Genomic DNA, 23,727 nt, shown 5'->3' with positions numbered 1-23,727 from the left:
AGTTCTGCAATGAAGCACACCACTCAGGCCCTTGCGGTCACGGCGCTGACCGCCGTCGCCCTTGCGATCGCCGGCGGCGCAGCGCACGCCGATTCGAATGTCCAAGACGCGGCGCCGCCTTCCAGCACCGACGAGGTGTCCGTTCCGGTCGCGCCCGGCGTGACATTCACCGGGTCGACGGTGGACGGTTCTTCGGTCCTGGTCACCTCGGCCGGGTCTGTCACCACCCGTGCCGGGCAGGTCGATGTGCGCGACGCCGACCAGCGCCACGTGCTCGGTACCCCGATCGAGTCGGTCGCAGGCAATGTCCAGGTGGCGGAAACGGCAGCGGCGCCCGTGCCGGTCGGCGGCTCCGGGGACGTTGTCGGCGATCTGAATCTGGCATGGCGCGCGGCGGGCCCATACACCGGGCTGGCCACGAGCGTCGGCGCCACGGCGGGCGCATTGATCGGTGCGGCGGTCGGCTGCCCGCTCGGCGCGGTCACTCTCGGCAGCCTGGCAACCGTGATGTCCGCGGCAGTGCTGACGGTGCCGGGGATGGTCGGAGGCTGCCTCGCGGGTGCGGCGACCACCGCCGCATTCGGCAGCATGATCGGCACCGTCGCCGTCGGCCTGCCGGTCGGCTTGGCCGTGACCGCGCAGAAGTTCAACGAGATCCAAAGCGGCCACGCTCCGGCGGCACCGCGGCCCTGACGATACTGGCGGAAACCTCTCCTCGCGACACGAGGAGAGGTTTCCGCTTCCAACCGAGATCGGCGGCCTCGACCGCGCCGGCCGAGTACAGGCCGTCGGGTATAGGGCTGGAACCGCAACCGAGTCTGTCGGCAGGGGTGAACCAGCGACGGCACGGGCTGCCTGCGCTTGGCCCACGGACTGACCGCCGATCTGGTCACCCTTGGAGAAAACCCGGACCAGGGCGCCCCGAAGACGCCGAAAACAGACGCATAGCACCGCGTCACAACACGGCAAGACAACCGAGCACCGGCCTACCAGCACGCTCTACCGGCTACGGCAGGCGATGCCGACAGCGCTCTGCGTGCGCGTCGCGCTGTTTCGACTTCGAGTTTGGCTGCAGCGCAACCTATTTCGAATCCGGCGAGAGCGGGATCGTTCGAAGAGCTGTGATTAGTGGGAGTTCACAATCGTCATCGGGGGCTCGGCCGACCCCGCCCAACCCGTTGGAGAAAGGCATCGATGCGATCGTTTGCCTGATCCGCGAGGGGGAAGGGGTATGAGGTGAATCCATGCACGCCGCCGGGATAGACAGCCAACGCAGCCGGGCTGCCGGCCGCGACCCAGCGGATGTGCATGAACAACGAGTCGTCCAGGAACGGATCCAGGGTGCCCACCGTGAACAACGCGGACGGGAGATCCCGCAGATTCGCGTATAGGGGCGACAGATCCGGGTCCTGTCGTTGTTCGATTCGGGGCGCAACCGCATCGGTACAGGTTCGGATGACCTCCGTCGGAACCGGTATCGCGTCGGCGCCGATCAGCGTCTGACTCGGGGTCATCGAGAGGTCGAAAGTTCCGAAGACGAGGTTCGCCGCCTGGAACCCGGTGGATCCACACCGCTCGCGCAGCCGGACCAGAACGGCGGCCGCGAGGTTCGCACCCGCCGACTCGCCGCCGATCGCGAGCGCATCGGTTCCGAACAGTGACTCGGCATTCTCGATCAGCCACATCGCTGCGGATTCGGCATCGTCCCATGCCGCCGGGTGCGGGTGCATCGGCGCGAGCCTGTAGTCCACGCCAATGCAGGCGAGATTTGCATTCCGCGCGATCCGCTCCAGCACCGGATCCGACTGCCCCTCTCTGCCATGAACGAACCCACCGCCGTGGAAGTGCAGGTAGACGCCCGTGGGGTGGTCCGGAGCGATGACCCGCAAAGCCAGTTCGTGGCCGCCCTGTCCCGTTATCCGGATCGTGTACGCGCGCTCCGAAGGCAGCGTGGGAGGCACCGGAAGGCCGCCGCCCGCGCCGAGACCAGCCCGGCCCTTCACCAGCTCGCGAAACTGCTGGTTGAACTCGACTGTTTCGGGCGCGATCGCTTCCGGCCGGAACCATGTCCCATCAAGGCCGCTCACACTATTCGATCCGAAAGTTGTCATCGCGGCCTCGCACCGATGGCGGCCGCCGAGCCACCCATCACATCCCCGTCGACACTGCTGGCCGCGGGCCGGCTCGTCCGCTCGACGTACTCGCCATCCGGGCCATAATGCTGAGCTCCGGTGGCCATTCCCACGTGCATTTCGATTCCTTCCAGGAAAGTCATAATTCAGTCCAGCAATTCGGCGACGGCGCGGCGCGGCTGAATGTCCGCCGCGAGGCGCTGGAGGTCGGGTTCAGGCCCCCTTCTCGATCCGACGGATTGCTCGCGTCATCTGGGAACGACCTCGCCATCAGCTCTCCATCAAGTCCTGATATTCCGGATCAATATGCTGTAATATAGGACAGATTGAAGCGCAGGGGTTCGACCGTGTCAAGCACCGATGCCCGTGACCCCCGCAAGGTGAGCGTGGCGATCAGCGTCGCGCTTTTGGGTCTGCGTAAGCGCAGGCGGCACGAGACGCGGCAGGAGATCCGGGCTGACATTCCCCCTTGAACGCCTCACCCGGCTCCACGACACACGTAACGGAGTCCGACTCCCATGCCCTTGCCTTCAACGATTCAGCCTGGTCTTCGCCAGAGGGCCGCACCATTCTGGCCGTCATGAGTCCGCGCCCGTGGACGCGTGGCGGCTCTCCGACCGATTAGAGTGTGCGCATGTCAGGATCAGTGTCCCCCAATTACCGTGAGCGCAACTCCACGGCCGACCGGGCGTTGGACATCCTTCTCATGTTCACCGATGCCCAGCTCGTCGTCTCCGGCAACGCCGTGGCCGAGCGGCTCGGCGTGGCCCGCTCCACCGCGTACCGCTACCTGCAAAGTCTGGTGAACAGCCGGTTCCTGGAAGAGGCGCCAGGCGGCGGCTTCCGTCTCGGGCTGCGCGTCCTGGAGATCGCCAGGCTGGCACGGCGCAGCTACGGCCTGTCGGAAGTGGCGCTGCCGGCGATGACCGCGCTCGCCGACGACATCGGCGGGACCATTCTGCTGACCCGGCGCACCGAAGGGCTCGTCGTATGCGTCGACCGGGCGGAATCCGCGTCGGGCGCCGTGCGCATCACCTATGAGCGAGGCAGCACACTCCCTCTCAATGCGGGCGCGTCCGCGCTCGTCCTGCTCGCCTGGATCCCCGAAGAAGAGGCTCGACGGCTCCTGGAAACCGCAGACCTCCAACGCTTCACTCCCGCCACTCTCACCGATGTCGACACCCTCATAAGGCGGCTCGCCCACATCCGGCGCTCCGGCTACTCGGTCACCCGTGGCGAACTCGATCCCGACGTCATCGGCATCGCCGCACCCATCCGCAACGACCGACAACAGGTGGTCGCCGCAGTGAGCTTCACCTCCCTATCGTCGCGGGTGTTCTCCGAAGCCGAGACGGAGATCGCCCAAAAGCTCCTGAAGACGGCACAGGAAATAGGCGACAGGTTGAGCTCCGTCACGGACTGATCGGCGACCGGAGACACCGGCTGCCATAGCACGGGCGGCCCGACCGCCGGTCCCCCTCCTTCACGGTCAGCTCCGACCGTGTCGTGGATCGGCTCGCGATTCTTTCCTACTGCGATCACATCGGTGTCGACACTGCCGCATCGCCCCTGACGAAGTCCTGTAATATAAGTCTCAAGTCCCATATGCCAGGACAGCTGCGCCGAGCATCGTCGTGGCCGCCGTCTCGAGCGACTTGGGGCGGTGTCGGCGCCGGGCCGCTCGGAAATACGCTGCGCACAAACACACCAGTCAACTCGTAAGCGCCGAGCCACCGCTGACTCCTCCCATTCGAACCATATAGAACGGAACCTCATGACTCTTCTGGACGGAGCCGACTGGCAAGGGCGGATCTTCTCGGGCGGGTGGGTCAAGGGCGCAGGTGAGCCGCACGACTCCACCGAGCCGGCGACCGGTAAGACGCTGGGCCGCGTCGGCGCAGCCACGCCTGCCGATGTGGACCGGGCCGTCGCGCAAGCAGCACAGGCCCAGCGTGGATGGGCGTCGCTCCGCTACGTCGAGCGGGCCCAGATCCTGCGGCGCGCCGCCGCCTTGTTCGAGAAGCATCACGCGGAAATAGCGGAATGGATCGTGCGCGAGTCGGGCGCCCTGCGGCCATTCGCGGACGTCCAGACCTCGATCGGTGCGGCGGAAGAATGCTACGAGGCCGCAGCGCTCGCCGCGGCTCCCTACGGTGAAGTACTCCGGTCGATCGAGGACCGCCTCTCGTTCTCGCGCCGGCGCCCGGTGGGTGTGGTGGGGGTCATCTCCCCCTTCAATGCGCCGATGATGCTGGCCATGCGGGCGGTCGCCCCGGCACTGGCCCTCGGTAACGCCGTGGTCCTCAAGCCCGATCCGCGCACCTCGATCTGCGGCGGAGTCACCATCGCACGTGTCTTCGAGGAGGCAGGGCTTCCCGATAACCTCCTGCACGTCCTGTCCGGGGGCGCCGACGTAGGTGCGACGCTGGTGGACGACCCGCGTGTCCCCGTCATCGCCTTCACCGGGTCGACCCGGGCGGGAAAGGCGATCGCAACGGCAGCCGCGCAACGGCTGAAGCGAGTACACCTGGAGCTGGGCGGCAACTCGGCATTGATCGTCCTGGACGACTCCGATCTGGACAAGGCCGTGTCCGCCGGCGCCTTCGGCTCCTTCCACCACTCCGGGCAGATCTGCATGGCCGCCAGCCGCCATCTCGTGCACGCCTCGATCGCCGAGGAGTACACCGCCCGCCTCGCCGAGCGTGCCGACGCGGTGGCCGTGGGCGATCCGATGACAGGCGAGGTCGCCATGGGCCCCATGATCGACCAGCGTCAGCTGCAGGCCACCCATGCCGTCGTCTCCGACAGCCTGGCCGCCGGGGCACGACTCGCTGCGGGTGGTACCTACGAGGGACTGTTCTACCGGCCCACAGTCCTAGCTGACGTGCCGCTCACCGCCCGCGCCTACGCGGAAGAAATCTTCGGCCCGGTCGCGCCTGTAGTCGCGTTCCACGATCTCGACGAGGCCGCCCGGCTGGCCTCGGACACCGAGTACGGACTCTCCCTCGGCATCCTGACCCGCGACGTGGCCAAGGGGTTGGCGCTGGCCGACCGTATCCCGAGCGGGCTGGTGCACATCAACGACCAGACCGTGAACGACGAAGCGACCGTCCCGTTCGGCGGAGTCGGCGACTCGGGCAACGGCTCCCGCCACGGAGGTACCTCCGCCAACCTCGAGGCGTTCACCGAGCAGCAGTGGGTCACTGTCCGGAGCGAGATCCCCGGCTATCCGTTCTGAACGTAGCCGCCCTTCGGGGCGGCACGGGCGGGCTGTGCACCGCCCACTACAAGACGTGAAGGCCGGGCTGTCGACGACAGCCCGGCCTTCACGTCTTGGTGCCCGTGCGGATGCACGACTTCGCCGAGCACGCACCTGCACGACGCTACGTCGTGGTCGAGCGTCCCGGGCTCGCACCGGCCTCGGCGAACACGTCTTCGCGGCCCGCGAGAGAGCGCCACCTCTGAGGACTATCCGCCGAGCCCGTGGTGGCGCCTCACAAGGACCAACCGAGCTTATCAGCCACGACGCCCCCGATCCGCGCCGCACTTACACCGGCAACTAACCGATGGTCTGCGTCGTCACGGCGGGATCCTTGACCACGCCATTGCGTAGCTCGCCGATACCCTCGACGACGGTGACGAGTTGCTGACCCGGCCGCAGGAAGACCTTGGGGTCGCGGCCCGCTCCGACACCGCCGGGGGTTCCGGTGGCGATCAGGTCGCCCGGCAGCAGCGTGATGATGGTGCTGATGTAGGCGATGATGCGTGCCACGCCGAAGAGCAGGTCGGTCGTGTTGGACTTCTGCATGGTGGACCCGTCGACACTGCATTCGATGTTCAGCCCCGCGGCACCGCGCGGGAGTTCGTCCGGGGTGACCAGGACGGGACCAACGGGGGTGGTGGCCTCGAAGGTCTTGCCGGAGAGGAACTCCCGGGTGCGGTGCTGCCAGTCGCGGACGGTGACGTCGTTGATGACCGTGTAACCGGCGACGTGAGCCAGCGCATCGGATTCGGGTACGTTGCGGGCTGGGCGGCCGATCACAACGCCTAGTTCGGCCTCCCAGTCGACATCGTCACTGACCGTCGGCATGTGGATGTCGTCGTGGGCGCCGATGAGCGACCCGTCGTACTTCGCGAACAGCGTCGGGTATTGCGGCGTAGGGCGGCCCATCTCCTTGATGTGGCTCGCATAGTTGAGACCAAGGCAAATAATCTTGTTGGGATGCGGGACCAAGGGGGCGAGGGACGCGGCCGCCAGCGGAATCCGTGTCCCGTCAACCGCCGTGGCCCGTTCCGCCCAGTCCTCGCCGGAGGCTAGCAAGGCGCGAACGTCGGCATAGGGCAGCACAACGAATTCGCTACCCTGCTGGCGGGCAGCTGCGGTGCCGTTGTTTGCGGTGCGAATAGTACTGAGCCTCATGGGCGGATTCCTTTGCTGTCGAGGGCAGGAAGATAGGCGGTGAACGGCGTGTCAGCCGCCCCGCCGGACGCTGGGGCGGGTACGGGGACCACGAAGCGCCCGAGCCGGTCACCGACGCGTTCGGCCTCGGCAGGGGCGAAGACGGCCGCCACCAGGCGATCGGGACGGACCAGCACGAAGCTCCCGGCCAGCTCGCCGAAGAGGGCATCGAGGCGGCCGTCGTAGTCGGCGACAGCGGTACGGCCAGAGCCGGGACGCGGAACGCGGTCGCCGAGCACCACTTCGACCCGGATGCCTTCGGGCAGCGCGGCGCGGCCGGCGCGGTGCCAGTCGGCGTCGGTCACCCCGACCCCGAGCAGGCTCCAGCCCGGGCCGAGGACATCATCCAGCCGGGTCATCTTGGTGTGCGGCCCGTGCAGGACCCGCGGCTGCGGCAGTGGAGTACCAACCAGCGGATGGGCGCGGCCGTCGAAACGGATGACGGCGCCCGAGCTCACCCGAGTAGACGGGCGGTAGCGCATCTCGGTGAGGTAGCGGCGACCCGACTTGGTGCGCATAGCCGCCCGGACGAGCAGGTCGCGCAGCCGGGCACGGCGAACGTCGGTGGTCATGACGATCCTGCCGAGCCGCACCGAGAGCTCGATCGAGGCTCGGGCGTGTGGGCGGCGCTCACACTCGTAGGTGTCGAGCAGTGCCTCGCCCGCTCGCCCGTCCAGTGCGTGAGCGATCTTCCAGCAGAGGTTGACGGCGTCGCGCAGGCCGGAGTTGAGGCCCTGCCCAGCGAACGGAGGCATCATGTGCGCGGCGTCGCCGAGCAAGAAGCACCGCCCCGCACGCAGCCGCTCGGCGAGTAACGCGTGAAAGGTGTACACCACCGCACGCTCCACCTGGTCGGAGTCGACCTCCCGGTGCGGCGACAGCAGCCGCTGGACGAGGTCGAAGCCCGGCGGCGCGCCTGCCGCGCACTCCCCCGGTCTCAGCCGGAATTCGTAACGGCATCTGCCATCGCGGCCGGGGACGATCACGGTGGGCCGGGCCGGGTCGCCCAGGTGCATGCCATAGCGTTCATCGTGCGGGTCGCCGAGGGTGTCGACGACCAGCCAGACGTCCTCCGGGAAGCTGCGTCCGTCCATCGGGACACCGAGCAGTTCGCGCACCGTACTGCGCCCGCCGTCGCAGCCGAACAAGTACGCGACGCTGACCTGTTCGTCACTGCCCGCTGCGGGCGTGAGGATGGCGCGCACTCCGTCGGCGTCCTGCGACAGGCCGGTCAGCGAGGTACTGAACCTGGTCTGCACGTGCGGGTAGCGGTCCAGCGCGGTGCGCAGCAGGCGCTCCAGGTCGGGTTGGGCGAAAGGATTCTTGAAGGGGTGGCCGTGGCGCAGATCACCAGGGCCCCGGGCATGGACGAGCGGGCGTCCGTCAGCGCCGAAGTACTTGGTCCCGGTGCCGGGGACGATGATCTCGGACAGCGGGCCGTCGAGCCCGGCGATCTGCAGCGTGCGCAACGACTCGTCGTCGATGCTGATGGCTTTGGCGGCGTCGCTGGTTCCGGGGTTGCGCTCGATGAGCAGGACGCGCACTCCGTACGCGCCGAGTAGGTTGGCCGCGGTGAGACCAGTCGGGCCGGCTCCCACGATCAGCACCTGGGGGAGCATGCTGGCCGGGGGGCCGGATGCGTTGCTCATGAAATGGCCTCCGATGGCACGGGGTTACTGGACAGGCTGATATGCAGGACCCCCCTCGGTGAGCAGTCGCTCCACGTCGGCGAAGACAGCCTCGGGCTCCTGATCGAGGTTGAGCGTCTTACGGAAGGGCTGGCGCACGTCGCGGTCCACGCGGAGGTAGACCTCGTTGCGGTTGCCTTCGGGGTCGAAGAAGTAGATCCCGATGGCGTTGCCGTGGGTCACTTCCTGCTGGACAGGAATGCCCTCGTCGCGGAAACGGTGGTGGAACTCGATGACGGTCTCGAGCGAGTCGACCCGCCAGGAGACCTGGTGGGTGAGTTTGGCTCCCGCAGGCGCGGTCCGGCCGCGCTGCAGCACGAATTCGTGGTGCTCCTCCTCGGGTCGCGCGGAGAGGAAGACGATGCCGAGTTCCTCGTCCTCGTCGGTCACGGTGAGACCGAGTACACGTGTGTAGAAGTCGCGCATCTTCTCGAGGTCGTCGACCCAGAAGCCGGTGTGGCCGAGTCCGGTGATTGCCATGGTTTTCTCCGTAGCTGCGTCGATGGTTGGGGGTATAAGCGGTTTGGGGCGTGTTCAGGTCATCGAAGGGCGCATGATGTGGAGCACCTTGGCCTGAGTGAACGACAACAAGCCGGGCAGTCCGCCCTCCACGCCCAGCCCGCTCAACTTGTGCCCGCCCATGGGCACGTCGGGCCTCAGTACGCCATGCGTGTTGACCCAGGACGTACCGCATTCCAGTCGTGTGGCGAGCGCCGCGGCCCGTTCCGGATCCGCGCTCCACACCGAGCCGTTCAGCCCGTAGCAGGTTGCGTTGGCCCGGGCCAACGCGTCCTCGACGTCGTCGTACGGCATCACCGGCAGGACGGGCCCGAACTGCTCCTCGTCGACGACCCGTACCCCGGCGTCGAGGTCCCTCAGAATGGTCGGCGCGAAGAAGTAGCCGTCACCGTCCAGAGGTCGCCCACCGGCTGCCGCAGTGGCCCCATTGGCCAGCGCCTCTGCCACCAACTCTTGAACACGGGCGAACTGCGGCGCGGTCGCGAGCGGCCCCAGCTGCGCACCAGGCGACATCCCGTCGGCGACTTCGACCGACCGCGCCCGGTCCGCCATTGCGTCGACGACCTCGGCGTACCGGGCACGTGGGACGTAGAGCCGCTTTATCGCCACACATAGCTGCCCGTTGTTGGCGAACGCAGCCCAGAAGATGTGATCGGCGTACAGGTCGAGGTCGATGTCGTCGAGGAGGATGGCCGCATCGTTGCCGCCCAGCTCCAGGGTGAGGCGCTTGAGGTCGGACACAGCCGCCAGCGCGACACGCTTACCGGTGGCGATGGAACCCGTGAACGACACCTTGCGGGGAACGGGGTGTACGACGAGCCGTGCGCCCAGCGGGTCACGACCGGTGATGACATTGAACACGCCCGGCGGCAACACATCGCGGAGGGCGACTCCGAGCGCGAGGGACGACAAGGGTGTGTAGGGAGAAGGCTTGAGTACCACCGTGTTTCCGGCCAGCAGGGCGGGCGCGAGTTTGAGCGCGGCGAGGCCCAACGGGAAGTTCCAGGGAGTGATCAACGCCACCACCCCCATCGGCTGGGCCAGCAACTCGATCCGCTGCGCGTCGTCGTCCGAAATCACCTGCTGTGGCACGTCGAGGGCGGCCGTGCTGCGCAGGCTCAGCGCGACCACTTGGAGCTCGAACCGGGCATCGGGCAACGGCTTGCCCTGCTCGAGGGTCAGCAGGGACGCGATTTCCTCGGCGACCTCTTCTATGCGCGCGGCGGCGGCGAGCAGCGCGGTGCGCCGAGTGGCGATGTCCTCGCGCCAGCGCGGGAAAGCGTCGGTGGCCGCCTGCAGCGCATCGTCCAGTTGGGCCGGTGAGCAGTCGGGCGCCTGGGCGAAGACTCGGCCGGTGGCGGGGTTTTCCACCCCGAAGGTGTCACTGGTATGGACATCCTTTCCGTTCACGGTCATCGAATAGTTGTGCTGGGTCACGGTGCCTCCTGGTTGGTGCGATGACCGCGATTACGGCCTGGCTGGCCCGACGGTGGTTCCGGCCCGGCGTACAACCAGACACGGCGACCGGTCCCGAACCCCGACGGGCGTAGGCGACGACGGAATGCCGCAGCAGAACGAGCTAGATCAACGCGATCTGGCCACGGCGAAGGGTGGCGAGCGCCCGTCAGGACACGATGCTCATGCGACATGGGAGGGTGTTGAACTCCTCCGGTTCGCTCTCACCGACGACGACCGTGCCTCCGATGTTGACGCGATGTTGTCCGGTGCACGCATTGGGTTCGAAGGCGAACGTCATACCGGGGACGAGTTCGAGATCCTGCGTCGGCTCGATGGTGTGGAACACCCGGTTGGCGTCCTGACCTGGGATCTGTACGGCGTTCAGGGCAATATGTCCCACGAAGGCCGCCGGGGCGAGACTATGCACGAGGGGCGTCATGTTGTAGAGGTCGGCCTTCAGGAGCGGTTCACTCATGGCCCTGGCCGCATCGAGGAAAGTGGTTCCCGGACGCAAGGCCGCGAGTCCGGCGTCGTAGCAGTCGAGGGCGACGTCGTGAAGCATGTGCAGCACTTGCGGCACCGGCTCGACGGCGACCGACATCTGAACCTGCGTCTCGAATCCGCCGTAGCAGGACATGATCTCGGCTTGGACCAGGTCACCGGGCTGAACTACCCGGGAGGGTCCGCCGGCGTAGGTCCAGTGGGGTGGCGCCCAGCCCGGGTCGTCGGCACCGACGCTCATGATGACGTGCGGGTAGGTGGTGACGCACGAGTTGCGGTGCAGGACCTCCACGATGGCCGCGTAGATCTCGGCCTCGCGCACGCCGGGCCGGGTGATCTCCAGCATGGTCTGGCACGCTTCCTCGGCCGCTTGGGCGGAGAAGCGGACCAGTTCCAATTCCTGCGGGGTCTTCGGCAGCATCGTCTGGGCGAAGGCGATGGACACGTCCTCGAATTCGGCGGCGGGCAGGTTCTTCAGGACGTAGTCCCACATCATGTAGGTGATCAGCCCCTCCATTTCCCCTGCCGAGCTCCCGGTCAGGCTGACCACGCCGATACGGCTCGACGTCAGTCCCGATTCGGTGATCGCGTCGACGACCCCGCGGCCGAACGGGCCGATGCGAACGTCGTCGATCCAGAAGTGCACGTCCCGCATGTTCGCGGCCAGGCGGCGGGTGTACCGGTGGTGGGTCCAGGTGAGGTGGACGGGGTCGCGGTCGGCGAAGAACACGACCACGCCGTCGAGGATCTCGTTGGCAAGGTAACCCTCGTACCGTTCACGGCCCTTGAGGCCGAAGACGAGCAGGCATTCGATGTCCTTCTCCTGCATGAAGACACGAGTGCGCTGCCAGCGCAGGTCCCGGGCGGCCAAGGACAGCATCGGGTAACTCTTCGCGGTCATGCCAGGACCCCGTCGGCAGACTCGCTGTCGGCGGCCTCGGCGCGCTCCAGGATGCCGCGATCGGCGCCCACCGCTTCGGCCACGTCCCGGTTGTACCGCACCCGATCGGTGCCCGAGGAGACGTAGCCGCCACTCGCCATGAGGCGGCGGCTGACCCGGGGGTCGTCCACGGTAGCCGGAAGCTCCCCGATCGCGGCGTAGAACTCCTCGGACCTGGCGATCGGCCGCCTGGCCTGGCGAAAGAACTCTCCGGTCGGACTGTCGGCGCCGACCTGCGTCAGTTCGGCGAAGGTGTCAGTCATTGAAGCATCCATCTCTGTGCGGGATCGGGTGGTTCGCGTGCTCACCACGCACTGGAGGGACCGATCAGATTCATCCGGTCGCCCGGGAACAGGTCACTGACCTCTGGCGTGGCCCAGCCGAGGTCGACCGGGTGGCTGACCTCGGCGAAGGTCATGGCCAGCTCGTAGAGGGCCTGCTCCTGCGGCGGCATGTCGTCGAGGGGGAAGGCGTTCAGATGGCGCACGATTGCCTCGATGCGAGGGAGCACGACGTCGCACAGCTCGCTCAGCTCCGCCATGTCGGCGGCGGCCATCGCCGCCATCCGCTCCGGTGAGTTGCGCAGGCGCCACCGGCCCAGCAAGGGCTCCAAGTCGGCGAATTCAGCGGGGAGTTCCATTACCGATCTCCGATCAGCTCGTTGACGAGTCCGTAGCGGTGCTGCAGCGCGAACTCCTGCATAGAGAGATAGACATCGTCGATGGCACCCGACTCGAGGCCGCGCTGCACGTCCTCCATGGCGGCCAGGTCCTCCCTGGAGACCGTGTAATTCAGGGCCCGCGTGTACGCCTGGGCCAGGCGATCGCCGGCGTGCCGGGCCTTTCGGGCGTAGCCGTCGAAGATGATGCGGGTGTGGCTGGGGTCGATCGGCCAGACGGTGACGACGGTGTACCAGTGCGAGCCGTTGAGGATGGCCACATTGGGGAATTGCCACACGATGTCGAAGAACCACGGACTGTGGTGGGTGCGGTTCACCCCCGGCGGCAGCATGGAGAAGTCGGTCTCGACCGCCGGTGCGAGCTTGCGCCCGAGGCCGTACAGCGCACCCTCGACGGGTGGGCTGACGTAGTCGGGGTTGGCCGGATTACTGGTGCGGATGTGGCGGCTGTACATGTCGATCACGGGCTTGTGCCGCATCGGATTGCTCTTGCCTGCCAGCTTCGGCTGGGTTCGCCGATGTAGGAAGACGGTGTGGTAACCCTCTGAGAAGGAGTCCATGGCGATGTTCCAGTTGGCCCGGACGTCGATGGAGAAGCAGCTGATCTTCTCCATCTCGCTGTAGTAGCCGTCGAAGCCCTCGGCGACTTCCCCCAGCCATTCGGCCAGCGGCTCGGGGTTGTCACCGAAGTGGGCATAGATCAATCCGGACCGGACCTCGACGCGGATCGGTACCAGCCCGAGGCGGGACTTGTCGACGGAGCGGAACTGCTCCTCGTCGGGCACCGAGCGCAGAGTTCCCTCGCTGGTGTACGACCAGCCGTGGAACCAGCAGGTGTGCGCGGGCGACGCCCCTTCGGCGAAACCGCAGGCCGTGGCGATCACTTTCTTGCCGCGATGGCGACACACGTTGTGGAACGCGCGTACCTCCCCGTCTCGGCCTCGCTGTACCAGGACCGAGGTATTGAACGTGGGCACGTCCAGGACAAAGTAGCTACCCGACTCCGGCACGTCGTTGACGTTTCCGACGAGGAACCACGACGGACGGAAGACCTTCTCGAGGACTGCGTCGTGATACTCCTGCGTCAACTTGTCCCTGACAGACACGACGTCCTGCAGGCCGGCGAACGGATTCAGCGGGGCTGCCGGGCTCTCGCCGTTGGGAGGGGATACAGAACGGACAACAGCTTCAGACATATGGTTCTCCAAATATCAGGATGAATGTCCTGTCATTAGGGACACTAATCCCAAACCGAGCGCCTGGCAATAGCGCGCGGACGAGAGGTTTCGCGACCGACGGCCCGCGACAGGGATAGTTGACCTCTTTGAGATGTGACTATATCGTCGCCATAGAGTCCCGAATAACAAATATAAGTCCTGAATTTCAGGACAGCAAGCAGTGAGGAGGGTGTCCATGTGGGACCCCACGAACTTGTTTCTCAACGGGCCGTACACGCCTTGGCACGAGGAAGGTGAAGCGTTCGACCTGGAAATCGAGGGGGAGCTGCCACCCGAGCTGAGCGGTGCCCTCTACCGGGTCGGCACCAGCCAGGCGTACCGCCCCAGTGATCCGAGCCGGTATCACTGGTTCGACGGTGACGGCATGGTCCACGCTGTTTTCCTGCGCGAGGGCAGGGCGAGCTACCGCAACCGGTACGTGGCAACCGCCGGACTACAGCTCGAGCGCCAGCAGGGCAAGGCGATCTTCGGCAGCTTCATGCACGGCAGCGACACCCCGCTGCCCGAGGGAGTATTCCCGAAAAACCCCGCCAACACCCACGTCGCCGTCTACGACAACCGCCTGCTGGTCCTGTGCGAAGCCGCCCCCCCACACGAGCTGCGACCGGACACTTTGGCCACGACCAGCCAGTGCTACGACTTCGGTGGCGAGGTCGTCGGACCCATGACGGCCCACTACAAGATCGATCCCGCCAACGGCGACATGCTGTTCTTCGTCACCATGGCCGGCACCGTCACCTGGTACCGGGCCGACAAACAGGGCAAAGTCCTCGACCGCCACCAGGTCGACCTCGGTGTCCCGACCTTCGTCCATGACTACGCTGTCACCACCGACTACGCGATCTTCCTGGCCAACCCATCGATGGTCCGAATGGAGAATGTCTTCCAGGGCCTGCCCTCGACGGTCTGGGAACCCGAGACATTGGACACCTGCCGCTGGGCTGTCCTGCACCGCAAAACCGGTGCGGTGCGCTGGTTCGAAGCCCCCGACGCTTACGCCCCAACCCACTTCCTCAACGCCTACCAAGACGGCACCACGATCGTCGTCGACGGACTCCGCACCGACCGCTTCGGCCCCACCAAGCAAGAAATCGAGTCAGGACCGCCGGGCGGGGACTGGAACTGGTGGTTCAAGCAATTGGTCGCCACGCCCTGGCGCTGGGAACTCGACCTCGCGACCGGGACGATGAAGGACAGCCAGGCCACCGACATCCTCGGCGAATTCCCCCAGATCAACGAACAACGCACCGGCCTGTCACACCGGTACGGCTACTACGCCACCACCCGGGGCGCCGGCGACTGGTTCACCGATGGCCTGGCCAAACACGACTACCACACCGGCGAGACCGCGATCCAAACCCTCGATGGTTCACTGACCTCCCCCAGCGAACCCCAATTCGTGCCCCGTCCCGGTGCCACGACCGAAGACGACGGCTGGCTGCTTTCGATCTGGTGGGATCCCGCCGCCGACCGCAGCGAAGTCATCGTCCAGGACGCGCGGGACTTCACCGCCGCCCCGATCGCCCGGATCAAGCTCAACCATCGGGTTCCCATGGGATTCCACGGCACCTGGACCACCGCCGCAGAACTCGACGCCGCCATACTCGGCGCCTGAGCCACCCGGCGCAGCCACGAGCCGCCAGGGTCACACGCCCTGGCGGCCCGTGTCCGGGCTGTTCAGCAACTCGTCTGCAGGATCGCGTGACTCAGCCCCTGCCCTGCAGCTTTATCGGAATTCGGCCGGGCTCGTCCGAGCGCAGGAACCTCTGCACTGCGACCCGGTGCCGGTCCGACGTTTCCTGCACTTCGTCTGGAGGCCCCCGTCGTGTCGTCTGGCACTGTCCCACACCCGATAAGCCGCAGCCTGGCTCTGCTCGGAGTGATTCTGGTGGCCGCACAGAGTTTCCAGATCATCGTGTTCCCAAGCTTTCTCCAGGCCCTGCTCACCGAGCCCGGGTGGCATTTGTCCCCGCGCGATGCCGGGTTGATCGGGAGCACGGTATTCCTCGGAATGCTGGCAGGCGCCACCACCGCCGTGCCGCTGGCGCGGCGTCTCGGGCGTCGCCGGGCCACACTCGCCGCGGTCCTGTGGTCGACACTCTCGTCGGGGGCATGCGCGCTGGCCACCGCCCCCTGGCAGCTGGGGTTTCTCAGAATGCTCGCCGGAATCGGCATGGGTGCCGCCATTGTCTTGATACTGGGATTCGCCAAGGACGCCGCCGCCAAAAACAAATGGGCGTTCGGAATCGCGCTGTTCGGAATGCCGGTGGTAGGCATCGTTACCCCACCCATCATGGGCGAACTCGCGGTCGACGGCGCTTGGCGTGCTATGACAGTTATCGGGGCAGGCGTGGGGAGCATCGCCTTCGCCCTGGCCGTGTGGTTCCTGCCCCACGGCGCCGACATATCCATCGTCGCTCTTGATGGACGAAGCCGCGCCACGTCGACCAGTCGCGTCGTCGTCTGGACCAGTATCGGCCTTATCGGAGCGACCGTGATCGCCTGGTCGAGCTTCCGGGAATTCGGCCCCGCCTACCTGGGCTTCGGCACGGTGCTGGACACCGGGGTGGTCATCACACTCTTCGTTGTAGCGGGTACCGCGATCCACCGTCACGAAACGCCTGGCTCGCTCGCGCGGACCGTTCGGGCGACCGCGGCATTCGTCCTGATCAACCCACCTACCTTCATCACGCTCTTCGTCGTCGTGGTCCTCGGCGCCGTCAGCAAGGACATCACAGGCGTCATGACGTTGTTCGGTGCGTGGATCGCAGACAGCTACAGCAGGTCGCTGACCCTCAGCGTCACACCAGACGTGTTCGAGGCCCTTCCCCGACCGACAGCCCACAGGGTCGACCACACCACACCGGTGCCACACGATATCCGCCCCCGCTCCGACAGGTGACGACGAAATCCACGACCCCAACTTTCCGCGATCCCGTCAGCGCTCCGGCGCCCCGCCACGGACACCCACAAAGGATCCGCCCATGACCGACATGATCGACCTCGTTGTCGCTGATCGCCGCCAAGAGGCCGCCGACGTCGTATCCCTGGTCCTGCGTGCCGCCGGGGGCCATCCGTTGCCTGGCTGGGAACCCGGTGCCCACATCGACATCGAGCTGGCACCTGGTCTCGAGCGCCAGTACTCCCTGTGCGGCGGCGACTCGCACTCCTGGCGCATCGCCGTTCTGCGCGAACCGAACGGCCGCGGCGGATCCGAGTTCGTTCACACGACTCTCCTACCCGGAGCACGGGTACGGGGCCGCGGTCCGCGGAATCACTTTCCCCTCGAAGTCGCGCCCGCCTACCGTTTCATAGCAGGCGGCATCGGCATAACCCCCATTCTCCCCATGCTCGACTACGCCTGCCCAGCACCGTGGACGCTGCTCTACGGCGGGCGCTCGCACAGCACAATGGCCTTCACCGAGGAGCTGACGTCCCGTCACGGTTCCGGTCGCATCTTCCTCCACGAGGGCCTCCTCGATCTGCACGGTTACCTCGCGGATCTGCGCCCGGGCGAGCTCGTCTATGCCTGTGGCCCCGCCGCACTGCTCGAGGCAATCGAGTCCATCGTTCCCGCGGCGTCCCTGCGCACAGAGCGCTTCACGGCACGCGTGGCATCCGACTCCGTCAACGCCGCCTTCGAGGTCGAACTCGCGCGCTCGCGCCGGATCTTGCCCATTGCGGCGGACGAGTCGATCCTGTCTGCTCTGCTGGCCGCGGGCGTGGACGTCCCGTACTACTGCACCGAGGGCATATGCGGCACCTGCGAAACCCGCGTCCTCGCCGGCGATGTCGACCATCGCGACAGCATCCTGACCCCGCAGGAGCAAGCCACCGGCGCGACCATGATGATCTGCGTCTCCCGGTCACAGACCCCGCGCATCACCCTCGACCTGTAGGCCGTTCCCGACGCGGCGCTGCCGGTCGATCTCGGAGCAAGCGGTCACCTGGACCTCGCGAGAGTTAGCTCGCTAGAAGTACTCGTGCACATATTTGCACCAATATTGTTGCGGATCGGTGATCGATTCCCCTCTCGCGCTGGGTGCGCGAGGGATCGCTCGCGCACGCGATCGTCTCAGGCGTCTGCCCGCAGCGCGGATCCCTTCGGGTCCGGCGCAGCCCGACAGGATCTCCAGCGCCGCCGGGTGGGCGACGCGCGGCCCCAGGACGGCATGCTCGACGAATTCGCCACCGGCTGGGGGCCTCACTAGCATCGCCCGTTCGTGGCATCAATCAACGGATTCGAGGCACTGGTGCGATGGTGCTCGGAACACGCGAGGCATCCACAGGACATGGTCGGAATCACCAGGGACGACCCCGTTTTCGCCGAGAAACTGCGACGCCGCACTTGGAGATACACCGCCCGGAACAAAGCGTCCTGATCGAACGACCGGACTCGCCGCCGGGGCAGCAAACCGCGCCCGGGAGTTGAGCAAAGACTTCGCGCCCACACGTTCGTTTACGGCACCGCTGCCTTGCCCGAGCGGGTGCCAGGCCACCAGTTGCGTGCCCCGAACAGCTTCATCATGGCCGGTACCAGCATCATCCGAACCACGATCGCGTCGAAGAAGACGGCTACGGCCAAAGCGAAGCCGAATTGTTTGAGTTCGAGGACATCGGCGGTGATGAAACTGGCGAATACCGCGATCATGATCGCGGCGGCAGCGGTGATGGGGCGGGCGGTGTGCTCGATACCGTCGACGATCGCGGTGTCGTTGTTGCTTGTGCGCCGGAACTCTTCGCGCATTCTGCCGATGAGAAATACTTCGTAGTCCATCGACAGCCCGAACACGACCGCGAAGACGGTGACGGGCAGGTACACCTGGATGAAGCCGGTGCTGTGGAAGCCAAGCAGGTCCGAGGCCCATCCCCACTGGAACACCGCGACCGTCAGTCCGAGCGCCGCGCCGGTGACCAGCAGGTTCATCAGTACTGCCTTGGCGGGGATGACGATGCTATGCAGCACGACCGCGAGATAGACGAACGAGAAGCCGAGGATCATGGCGATGACCCAGGGCATTTTCGCCGATATTTCCGCTGATGCATCGACAACCAGTGCCGTCGTTGCGCCCACCGCCGCCTCAGGTCCTTGATTGGCGGCCAGCTGGGTGGCGGAGTCTCTGAGCGAGCCGATCAGCTCATTTGCCGCATTCGAGTCGATCGGAACCGAGGCGATGACGACGAGCAGTCGGCGGCCGTCCTTTTGTTGGGTTTGGGTGTAGGCGACCCGGGGGTCGCTTCGCACCTGATCCGCGAAATGCGCGGCTTGCAGCAATTGTGTTTCGGTAAGAGGGGAATCGTGGGGGCCGGTCAGGACGATAGTGATCGGCGAGATGGTGCCAGGGGCGAACTTCTCGGTCAGGATCTTGTTGGCTCGTCCGCTGGACTGCTCGGCGAGCGCGCCCGCTCCGATATCCACGCCGTAGCGAATCGATCCGAGGGGGATCGCGCACAGCACCAGCAGCAATGTCGCCAGCGCGGTGTATCGCCACGCGCGAGCTGTGACATGGCTGGCCCAACGCGACCACCAACTCGTAGCTGCTGGTCCGGTGGTCGACTCCGAGGGCTGGAATCGTACGGGTAGCGCGAGGAAGTTCACCCGCGGTCCGAGGATCGCCAGCACCGCAGGCAGTAGCGTCCAGGCTACGAGCAGCACACACACCACCGTCACAGCCACGACAAGGGAAATGCTGCGTACGGCGGGGACATCGACGATGGTCAGGGCACCCAGCGCGATCATCACCACCAGACCGGAGATCGCGATCGTATGCCCGGCTGTCCCCATTGCCACTGCGACCGCGTGGTCGACCCGCTCCCGCCGTGATTCGACATCGAATTTGCGGAGTTCCTCACGGAACCGGCTGACCACGAACAGCGAATAATCGATCCCCAGTCCGAGCCCGATCATCGATGAGACCGTGGTGACCAGGGCATCGAAACTCATGAGGTTCGACATCAACGCGAACAACCCGAACGCCGCGAGCAGACCGAGGCCGGTGGCCACCAGCGGCACGAAACCCGCGACCAACCCACCGAGAGCGAGGATCAGCACTGCCAGGGCGATCGGAAGGCCGATACTCTCCGCACGCGTGGCATCCTCGGATTCCACCGTGGTCAGATCCACTGTCATCGGTGAATAGCCGGTCAGCGCCACCGTCACTTCGCCGGTGACCCGATCGGCGAGAAGGCGCTGGAGCCGTTCGGACACCTCCACTCGCTCACGCGGCCCTCCGCTGATCCCGACCAACGCCACCGCGGCGGTCTTGTCCGCGGAGATCAGCTGTGACCCCAGCGGTTGATAAGGAGCGATGACCCCCACCACCTGATCGTCGGCACGCACCGCCGCCACTACGGATTCGACCGCGGAGCGGAACGATTCACCGTCGACGGTCACCACTGCGGAGGTGAAAGTAAGGACCAGTTGCTCGGAACCGAATGATTGGAAATGCCGCGTCACGAGCTCGTCGGAGCGACTCGATTCCGTTCCGGGGACCGAGAAGTCGACACCCACCAAGCTGTTCTGCAGCACCGGATACAACAACGCCGAACCGATCGAAATGAGCGCCCATACCCCGACGACGAACCAGCGATAGCGGGCGACGCGGCGGCCCCAGTAGTAGCCGAAAGGCGGCGAACCTGTGCCGCGGTCGTCTCCTGTGATGGTATCGAGCATCAGTCCTCGACATTCGGTTCGAGGTCACGACCATAGATGCGGTACACCCGGTGCGGCGCCTTGTCGATGCGAGTCAGGAACGAGCCTTTCATCCATGCGCTGTCGTCGAGAACCGGTGCCGCCTCGACATTCTGATAACGCTTGTCCTTCATCCGTTGACTCAATTCCATGATCAGTAATGGTGCTACCGCCCGATCCGGGCATTCGGGGTCGACGAAAAGCATGTCGACGCGGACGGTGTCGACGATTTTGTGCCGACCAGGCCGCTTGAGGTGCCACACCGTGGCGAGATCCCGAGCCGATCGGAAGGGCAATCGCGCCGCGTGTGCTGCGGCCTGATTTGCGTCGGGTATCGCCATCAGGAATCCGACGGGCTTTCCATCCAATTCCGCGAGCAGGACAAGCTCGCGGTCCAGGATGGGCAGCATGAGTTTCAACAGGTCGAACAACTCCGCCGCGGACAACGGTGAATAGCCCCAGAAGTCGACGAACGCCTTGTTGTACAAGGCGGCGACGATCTTCGCGTCACGGCGGATCGTTCGGTATTTCATCGTTCGAAACGTCACGTCGGACCTGGCACGCACCCGTTCATACATCTGCCGGTGACGTGCGAAGGCGGGGTTGGTGAACAGGATGTAGGGGTCGTCGAACTGGTAGCTGTAGAAGTCCTTGACTCCGACGAGCCCCCATTTTTCGAACTGTCCGCCGTAGTAGGCGGGGTTGTGCGGCATTCCCACCAACGGCCGCTCGGGCGCGGCGCCGACAACGACACCGGCGCTGTAGAACATCGACGGGCTGAACGGCCCGCACATGCTGGTCAAATTCTGGTCGGCAAGCCAGGCGGACGCGGCATCCAGCAATGCGTCCGCGACATCCTGGTGATCGATGGCTTCGTAAAATCCGAAGAATCCGATGCTCTCCTCGGTGTATTCGGTAAACCCCAGATCATGGATCGCCGCGATGCGCCCGACCGGAATTCCCTGGGCCCGGGCCACGAACGCTTGGATCCGTCTGGTGGCCGCTACCGATGTCGGCGGTCGGATCAAGACGCGGTCGATGTCGATCGAATCGTCGGGCGCCGGGAACGGGTCGTCTCGATAGATTCCTCGGGAAATTGCACGGAATTCGTCCCAGTCGGGGCGGGTCAGCACTGCGTGGACAGTGATCATGTCGCCTCCCCGTGAACTCGATCGTCGCAGACTGATACTCGTGCTGTGCCCAGCCTGGTTTTCCCGGCGAAGACGTACTGCCCGGGACGGACGTCGATATCTGCGACCAGTTCATCGGGTAGGAACACGTCGCACTGGGAACCGAAGCGGATCATCCCGTACTGCTGGCCGCGGGTGACGTGGTCTCCGGTTTTCACGCGGGCGACTATCCGGTTGACCCATAGGTCCGCTATCTGGGTCACCGTGACTATCGCTCCGCCGGCATGCCGGATGCCGATCGTCAGGCGTTCGTTGGTCAGCAGGTAGTCGCAGCCGTCATCGTAGGGGGTCTGACGAGCGATGAGGTTGGCGCTCATTCGCGCCATCGAGCGATTGAACGGTGCGGCGGCGCGGTGCTGGCGGAAGCAAATGGTTCCGGCGATCGGCGCACGGTTTCGGTGCACCGAGTACTCGGTCATATAGATCCCGATGAGATAGCCCTCCGATACCGTCCCCAGCCCGGCGAACTCCGTGAGGGTGATCGTGCGCCCCTTCTTGACCGCGTCCGGAATCGCACCACTCTGGATCGGTTTGACGTAGGTGACCACGCCATCGGCTGGGGCGACGACAGCCCTCGGATCGGCCGGGGGCGTGCGCTCGGGATCGCGGAAGAAGAACCGCACGCGCCAATAGACGAATGCGGCGCCCAATCCGCCGGTCAGCGCGACCACCGACGCAGCGATCGCCCGTGTGGAATGTAGGCTCATCAATATCGACTTTCGTCCACTCGCTCCGACCAACTGACGAATGCACCCAGCGGTCGTGCGCGAATGCCCCTCGGCAACAGACCGATCAGCGCGCATACTCCGTAGAAGCCGAGCGAGAGCGTGAAGTTGGCAAGTTCGCCGTCCCGGAGCACCTCACGTAGCCGAACGGATGCCGGTTCGTTTTCGTATTCCACGTCATACCAGCGCGAGAGGAGCTGCTGTCTTCAGTTGCGCTTTCTCGAAATAGAGCTTGAACAGCCGCCGGTTGTCACACCATGAAGTGTCGTACCCGGGCGGGAAGATCACTTCTGACTTGTGTACCAGCCGCATCAGTTTGTCGATATTATCGGACAACATGGTGTCGGCGAACTTCGGTGAAATGCGCGAACTCACACGGTCGACAAATTGATCCCATGTAACCAATTCCAACCCGAGCAACTCCGCGTAGAGGTCGTGACCATAGCCATGCGGATTACTCGGCAACAGTCGCGGTTGCGGATGTTCTTGAAGAGCATTGGTAGTGAGAACTTCACACATCACATCTACGGGGATGTAGTTCATGCCGGGACCGTCCCAGATCGCACCGACCGCGAGTGCCAGCTCGATGATCCGCCAGAACGTATAAACCCGCCCGGGATCCAAGCCTCGATCGGTGCTTCCGAGGATATAGGGCGCCTCGCACAATGTAATCGAGTAGGTATCCGAGCGTGCGAGCCACCCGAGCAACGTGGCGTTCACCCACTTCATTTGCGCATACCCGGAGTACCACCACGAGTCATCGCGCCGAAAGTCGTCGGGCTTTTGATAAAGATGCGAACCGATACTGCCGACATAGGTGACATGTTTCCGGCAGGAGGTAATAGAAAATTCCAGCATGCGGAGCAGACCGAGGAACCAGTCGTTGCGCAGCTCCAAGTAAGTGTCGGTATAGTCGGTCGAGCTCGCACAGTTGAATACTTGGCCGATTTCCTCGGCCAGTTCCCGATACCGCGCACTACTCAGCCCGAAACGCCGTTGCGTCGGCGTCCCCTCCACAATTCGGAGCTTGGCTATATCGACGTCGATCTCGTAATGGGCCAGCGTGCGCTGCAACCGGTCGTAGGCGGACTCGTCGCCCTGCGGTCGCACGACGGCCCGGACGACGTCTATGGAAGGGTCCCGGCTCAGCCGACCGACCAGGTGAGCACCCACAAATCCGTTGGCACCGAATACGAGGGCGTTCGGCTTTCGCGTCGACGGCATCGCCGCGACGCGGCGACGCGTCTCGTCGTCGATATAGGGCCGCAGCGCCGCAGGGTCGCCGGTACTCAGCGCCACGACATCGGCATACTTCCCGCCGAATCGCAACCCTCGACTCTCCGCGGTAATCAAGGCGTCCGAATACGGCCACCGCGGCCGCGACAATTCATCCCCGAAAGCCGGCTTGTCGTCCATATGCACCATTTCTTCCAGTAGTCGCAATGCGTGAGGCTCATGAGTGCGGGCCCGAACGGTCGGACCTACCGACCGTCGGACGCTTGGAATC

General features: G+C 65.4%; 19 protein-coding genes and 1 pseudogene. 6 read left to right on the top strand and 14 right to left on the bottom strand.

Annotation, left to right across the window (positions count from 1 at the left end; genetic code table 11):
- Window positions 1-9: 9 nt before the first annotated feature.
- Window positions 10-693 carry a hypothetical protein gene (locus ACIBW7_RS10800; protein WP_364477302.1) on the top strand — a complete coding sequence of 228 codons (684 nt, stop codon included), beginning with the start codon at window positions 10-12 and terminating at the stop codon, window positions 691-693.
- Window positions 694-1,145: 452 nt separating this feature from the next.
- On the opposite strand, the gene ACIBW7_RS10795 is transcribed toward ACIBW7_RS10800, so the two are convergent.
- A complete protein-coding gene (locus ACIBW7_RS10795) occupies window positions 1,146-2,087 on the bottom strand; it encodes an alpha/beta hydrolase (protein ID WP_397046065.1) in 942 nt (313 codons plus the stop codon).
- A gap of 679 nt (window positions 2,088-2,766) precedes the next feature.
- Between ACIBW7_RS10795 and ACIBW7_RS10790 the strand changes: the two genes are divergently transcribed.
- Window positions 2,767-3,555: an IclR family transcriptional regulator gene (locus ACIBW7_RS10790; RefSeq protein ID WP_397046064.1), complete on the top strand. Its 789-nt coding sequence runs from the start codon at window positions 2,767-2,769 to the stop codon at window positions 3,553-3,555.
- 351 nt (window positions 3,556-3,906) lie between these two features.
- Window positions 3,907-5,370 carry an aldehyde dehydrogenase family protein gene (locus ACIBW7_RS10785; protein ID WP_397046063.1) on the top strand — a complete coding sequence of 488 codons (1,464 nt, stop codon included), beginning with the start codon at window positions 3,907-3,909 and terminating at the stop codon, window positions 5,368-5,370.
- A gap of 321 nt (window positions 5,371-5,691) precedes the next feature.
- On the opposite strand, the gene ACIBW7_RS10780 is transcribed toward ACIBW7_RS10785, so the two are convergent.
- From ACIBW7_RS10780 to ACIBW7_RS10745, 8 genes are all read right to left on the bottom strand, one after another.
- Complete coding sequence (locus tag ACIBW7_RS10780; protein WP_357474340.1) at window positions 5,692-6,552, bottom strand: fumarylacetoacetate hydrolase family protein; 861 nt, start codon at window positions 6,550-6,552, stop codon at window positions 5,692-5,694.
- Window positions 6,549-8,210, bottom strand: coding sequence for a bifunctional 3-(3-hydroxy-phenyl)propionate/3-hydroxycinnamic acid hydroxylase (locus ACIBW7_RS10775; protein ID WP_397046544.1), 1,662 nt, complete (start codon window positions 8,208-8,210; stop codon window positions 6,549-6,551). The genes ACIBW7_RS10780 and ACIBW7_RS10775 overlap by 4 nt, the downstream gene beginning before the upstream one ends.
- A 54-nt stretch (window positions 8,211-8,264) precedes the next feature.
- Window positions 8,265-8,759, bottom strand: a complete 495-nt coding sequence (locus ACIBW7_RS10770) for a VOC family protein (protein WP_397046062.1) — start codon at window positions 8,757-8,759, stop codon at window positions 8,265-8,267.
- Window positions 8,760-8,813: 54 nt separating this feature from the next.
- Window positions 8,814-10,235 (bottom strand): aldehyde dehydrogenase family protein, encoded by a 1,422-nt coding sequence (locus tag ACIBW7_RS10765; RefSeq protein ID WP_397046061.1) that lies wholly within the window; start codon window positions 10,233-10,235, stop codon window positions 8,814-8,816.
- A 187-nt stretch (window positions 10,236-10,422) separates the two neighbouring features.
- A complete protein-coding gene (locus ACIBW7_RS10760) occupies window positions 10,423-11,658 on the bottom strand; it encodes a M24 family metallopeptidase (RefSeq protein WP_397046060.1) in 1,236 nt (411 codons plus the stop codon).
- Entirely contained in the window at window positions 11,655-11,960 is a 306-nt protein-coding gene (locus ACIBW7_RS10755; protein WP_397046059.1) for a hypothetical protein, read from the bottom strand. The genes ACIBW7_RS10760 and ACIBW7_RS10755 overlap by 4 nt, the downstream gene beginning before the upstream one ends.
- 41 nt (window positions 11,961-12,001) lie before the next feature.
- Entirely contained in the window at window positions 12,002-12,337 is a 336-nt protein-coding gene (locus ACIBW7_RS10750) for a hypothetical protein (RefSeq protein WP_397046058.1), read from the bottom strand.
- The gene (locus ACIBW7_RS10745) at window positions 12,337-13,572 is read right to left on the bottom strand and encodes an aromatic ring-hydroxylating dioxygenase subunit alpha (RefSeq protein ID WP_397046057.1); all 1,236 of its coding nucleotides are present in this window, start codon (window positions 13,570-13,572) and stop codon (window positions 12,337-12,339) included. Before ACIBW7_RS10745 ends, ACIBW7_RS10750 begins: the two co-directional genes overlap by 1 nt.
- A gap of 217 nt (window positions 13,573-13,789) precedes the next feature.
- On the opposite strand from ACIBW7_RS10745, the gene ACIBW7_RS10740 reads away from it, so the two are divergent.
- The 3 genes from ACIBW7_RS10740 (at window position 13,790) to ACIBW7_RS10730 (ending at window position 17,513) form a co-directional block, all read left to right on the top strand.
- Window positions 13,790-15,229 (top strand): carotenoid oxygenase family protein, encoded by a 1,440-nt coding sequence (locus ACIBW7_RS10740; RefSeq protein WP_397046056.1) that lies wholly within the window; start codon window positions 13,790-13,792, stop codon window positions 15,227-15,229.
- 210 nt (window positions 15,230-15,439) lie between these two features.
- Window positions 15,440-16,516, top strand: coding sequence for an MFS transporter (locus ACIBW7_RS10735; protein WP_397046055.1), 1,077 nt, complete (start codon window positions 15,440-15,442; stop codon window positions 16,514-16,516).
- Window positions 16,517-16,598: 82 nt separating this feature from the next.
- Entirely contained in the window at window positions 16,599-17,513 is a 915-nt protein-coding gene (locus ACIBW7_RS10730) for a PDR/VanB family oxidoreductase (protein WP_397046054.1), read from the top strand.
- Window positions 17,514-17,654: 141 nt separating this feature from the next.
- Here ACIBW7_RS10730 and ACIBW7_RS10725 read toward each other — a convergent pair.
- From ACIBW7_RS10725 to ACIBW7_RS10705, 5 genes and pseudogenes are all read right to left on the bottom strand, one after another.
- Window positions 17,655-17,783: pseudogene (locus tag ACIBW7_RS10725) on the bottom strand (IS110 family transposase); the annotation flags it as partial.
- A gap of 290 nt (window positions 17,784-18,073) precedes the next feature.
- Window positions 18,074-20,287: an MMPL family transporter gene (locus ACIBW7_RS10720; RefSeq protein WP_397046053.1), complete on the bottom strand. Its 2,214-nt coding sequence runs from the start codon at window positions 20,285-20,287 to the stop codon at window positions 18,074-18,076.
- Window positions 20,287-21,456, bottom strand: a complete 1,170-nt coding sequence (locus ACIBW7_RS10715) for a hypothetical protein (RefSeq protein WP_397046052.1) — start codon at window positions 21,454-21,456, stop codon at window positions 20,287-20,289. The genes ACIBW7_RS10720 and ACIBW7_RS10715 overlap by 1 nt, the downstream gene beginning before the upstream one ends.
- Window positions 21,453-22,202, bottom strand: coding sequence for a phosphatidylserine decarboxylase (locus ACIBW7_RS10710; RefSeq protein WP_397046051.1), 750 nt, complete (start codon window positions 22,200-22,202; stop codon window positions 21,453-21,455). Before ACIBW7_RS10710 ends, ACIBW7_RS10715 begins: the two co-directional genes overlap by 4 nt.
- A gap of 195 nt (window positions 22,203-22,397) precedes the next feature.
- A complete protein-coding gene (locus tag ACIBW7_RS10705) occupies window positions 22,398-23,663 on the bottom strand; it encodes an SDR family oxidoreductase (RefSeq protein WP_397046050.1) in 1,266 nt (421 codons plus the stop codon).
- Between the last annotated feature and the right edge of the window lie 64 nt (window positions 23,664-23,727).

This window comes from Nocardia sp. NPDC049526, assembly GCF_044465765.1.
GTDB lineage: Bacteria > Actinomycetota > Actinomycetes > Mycobacteriales > Mycobacteriaceae > Nocardia.
This window is presented reverse-complemented; position numbering and strand designations above follow the sequence as displayed.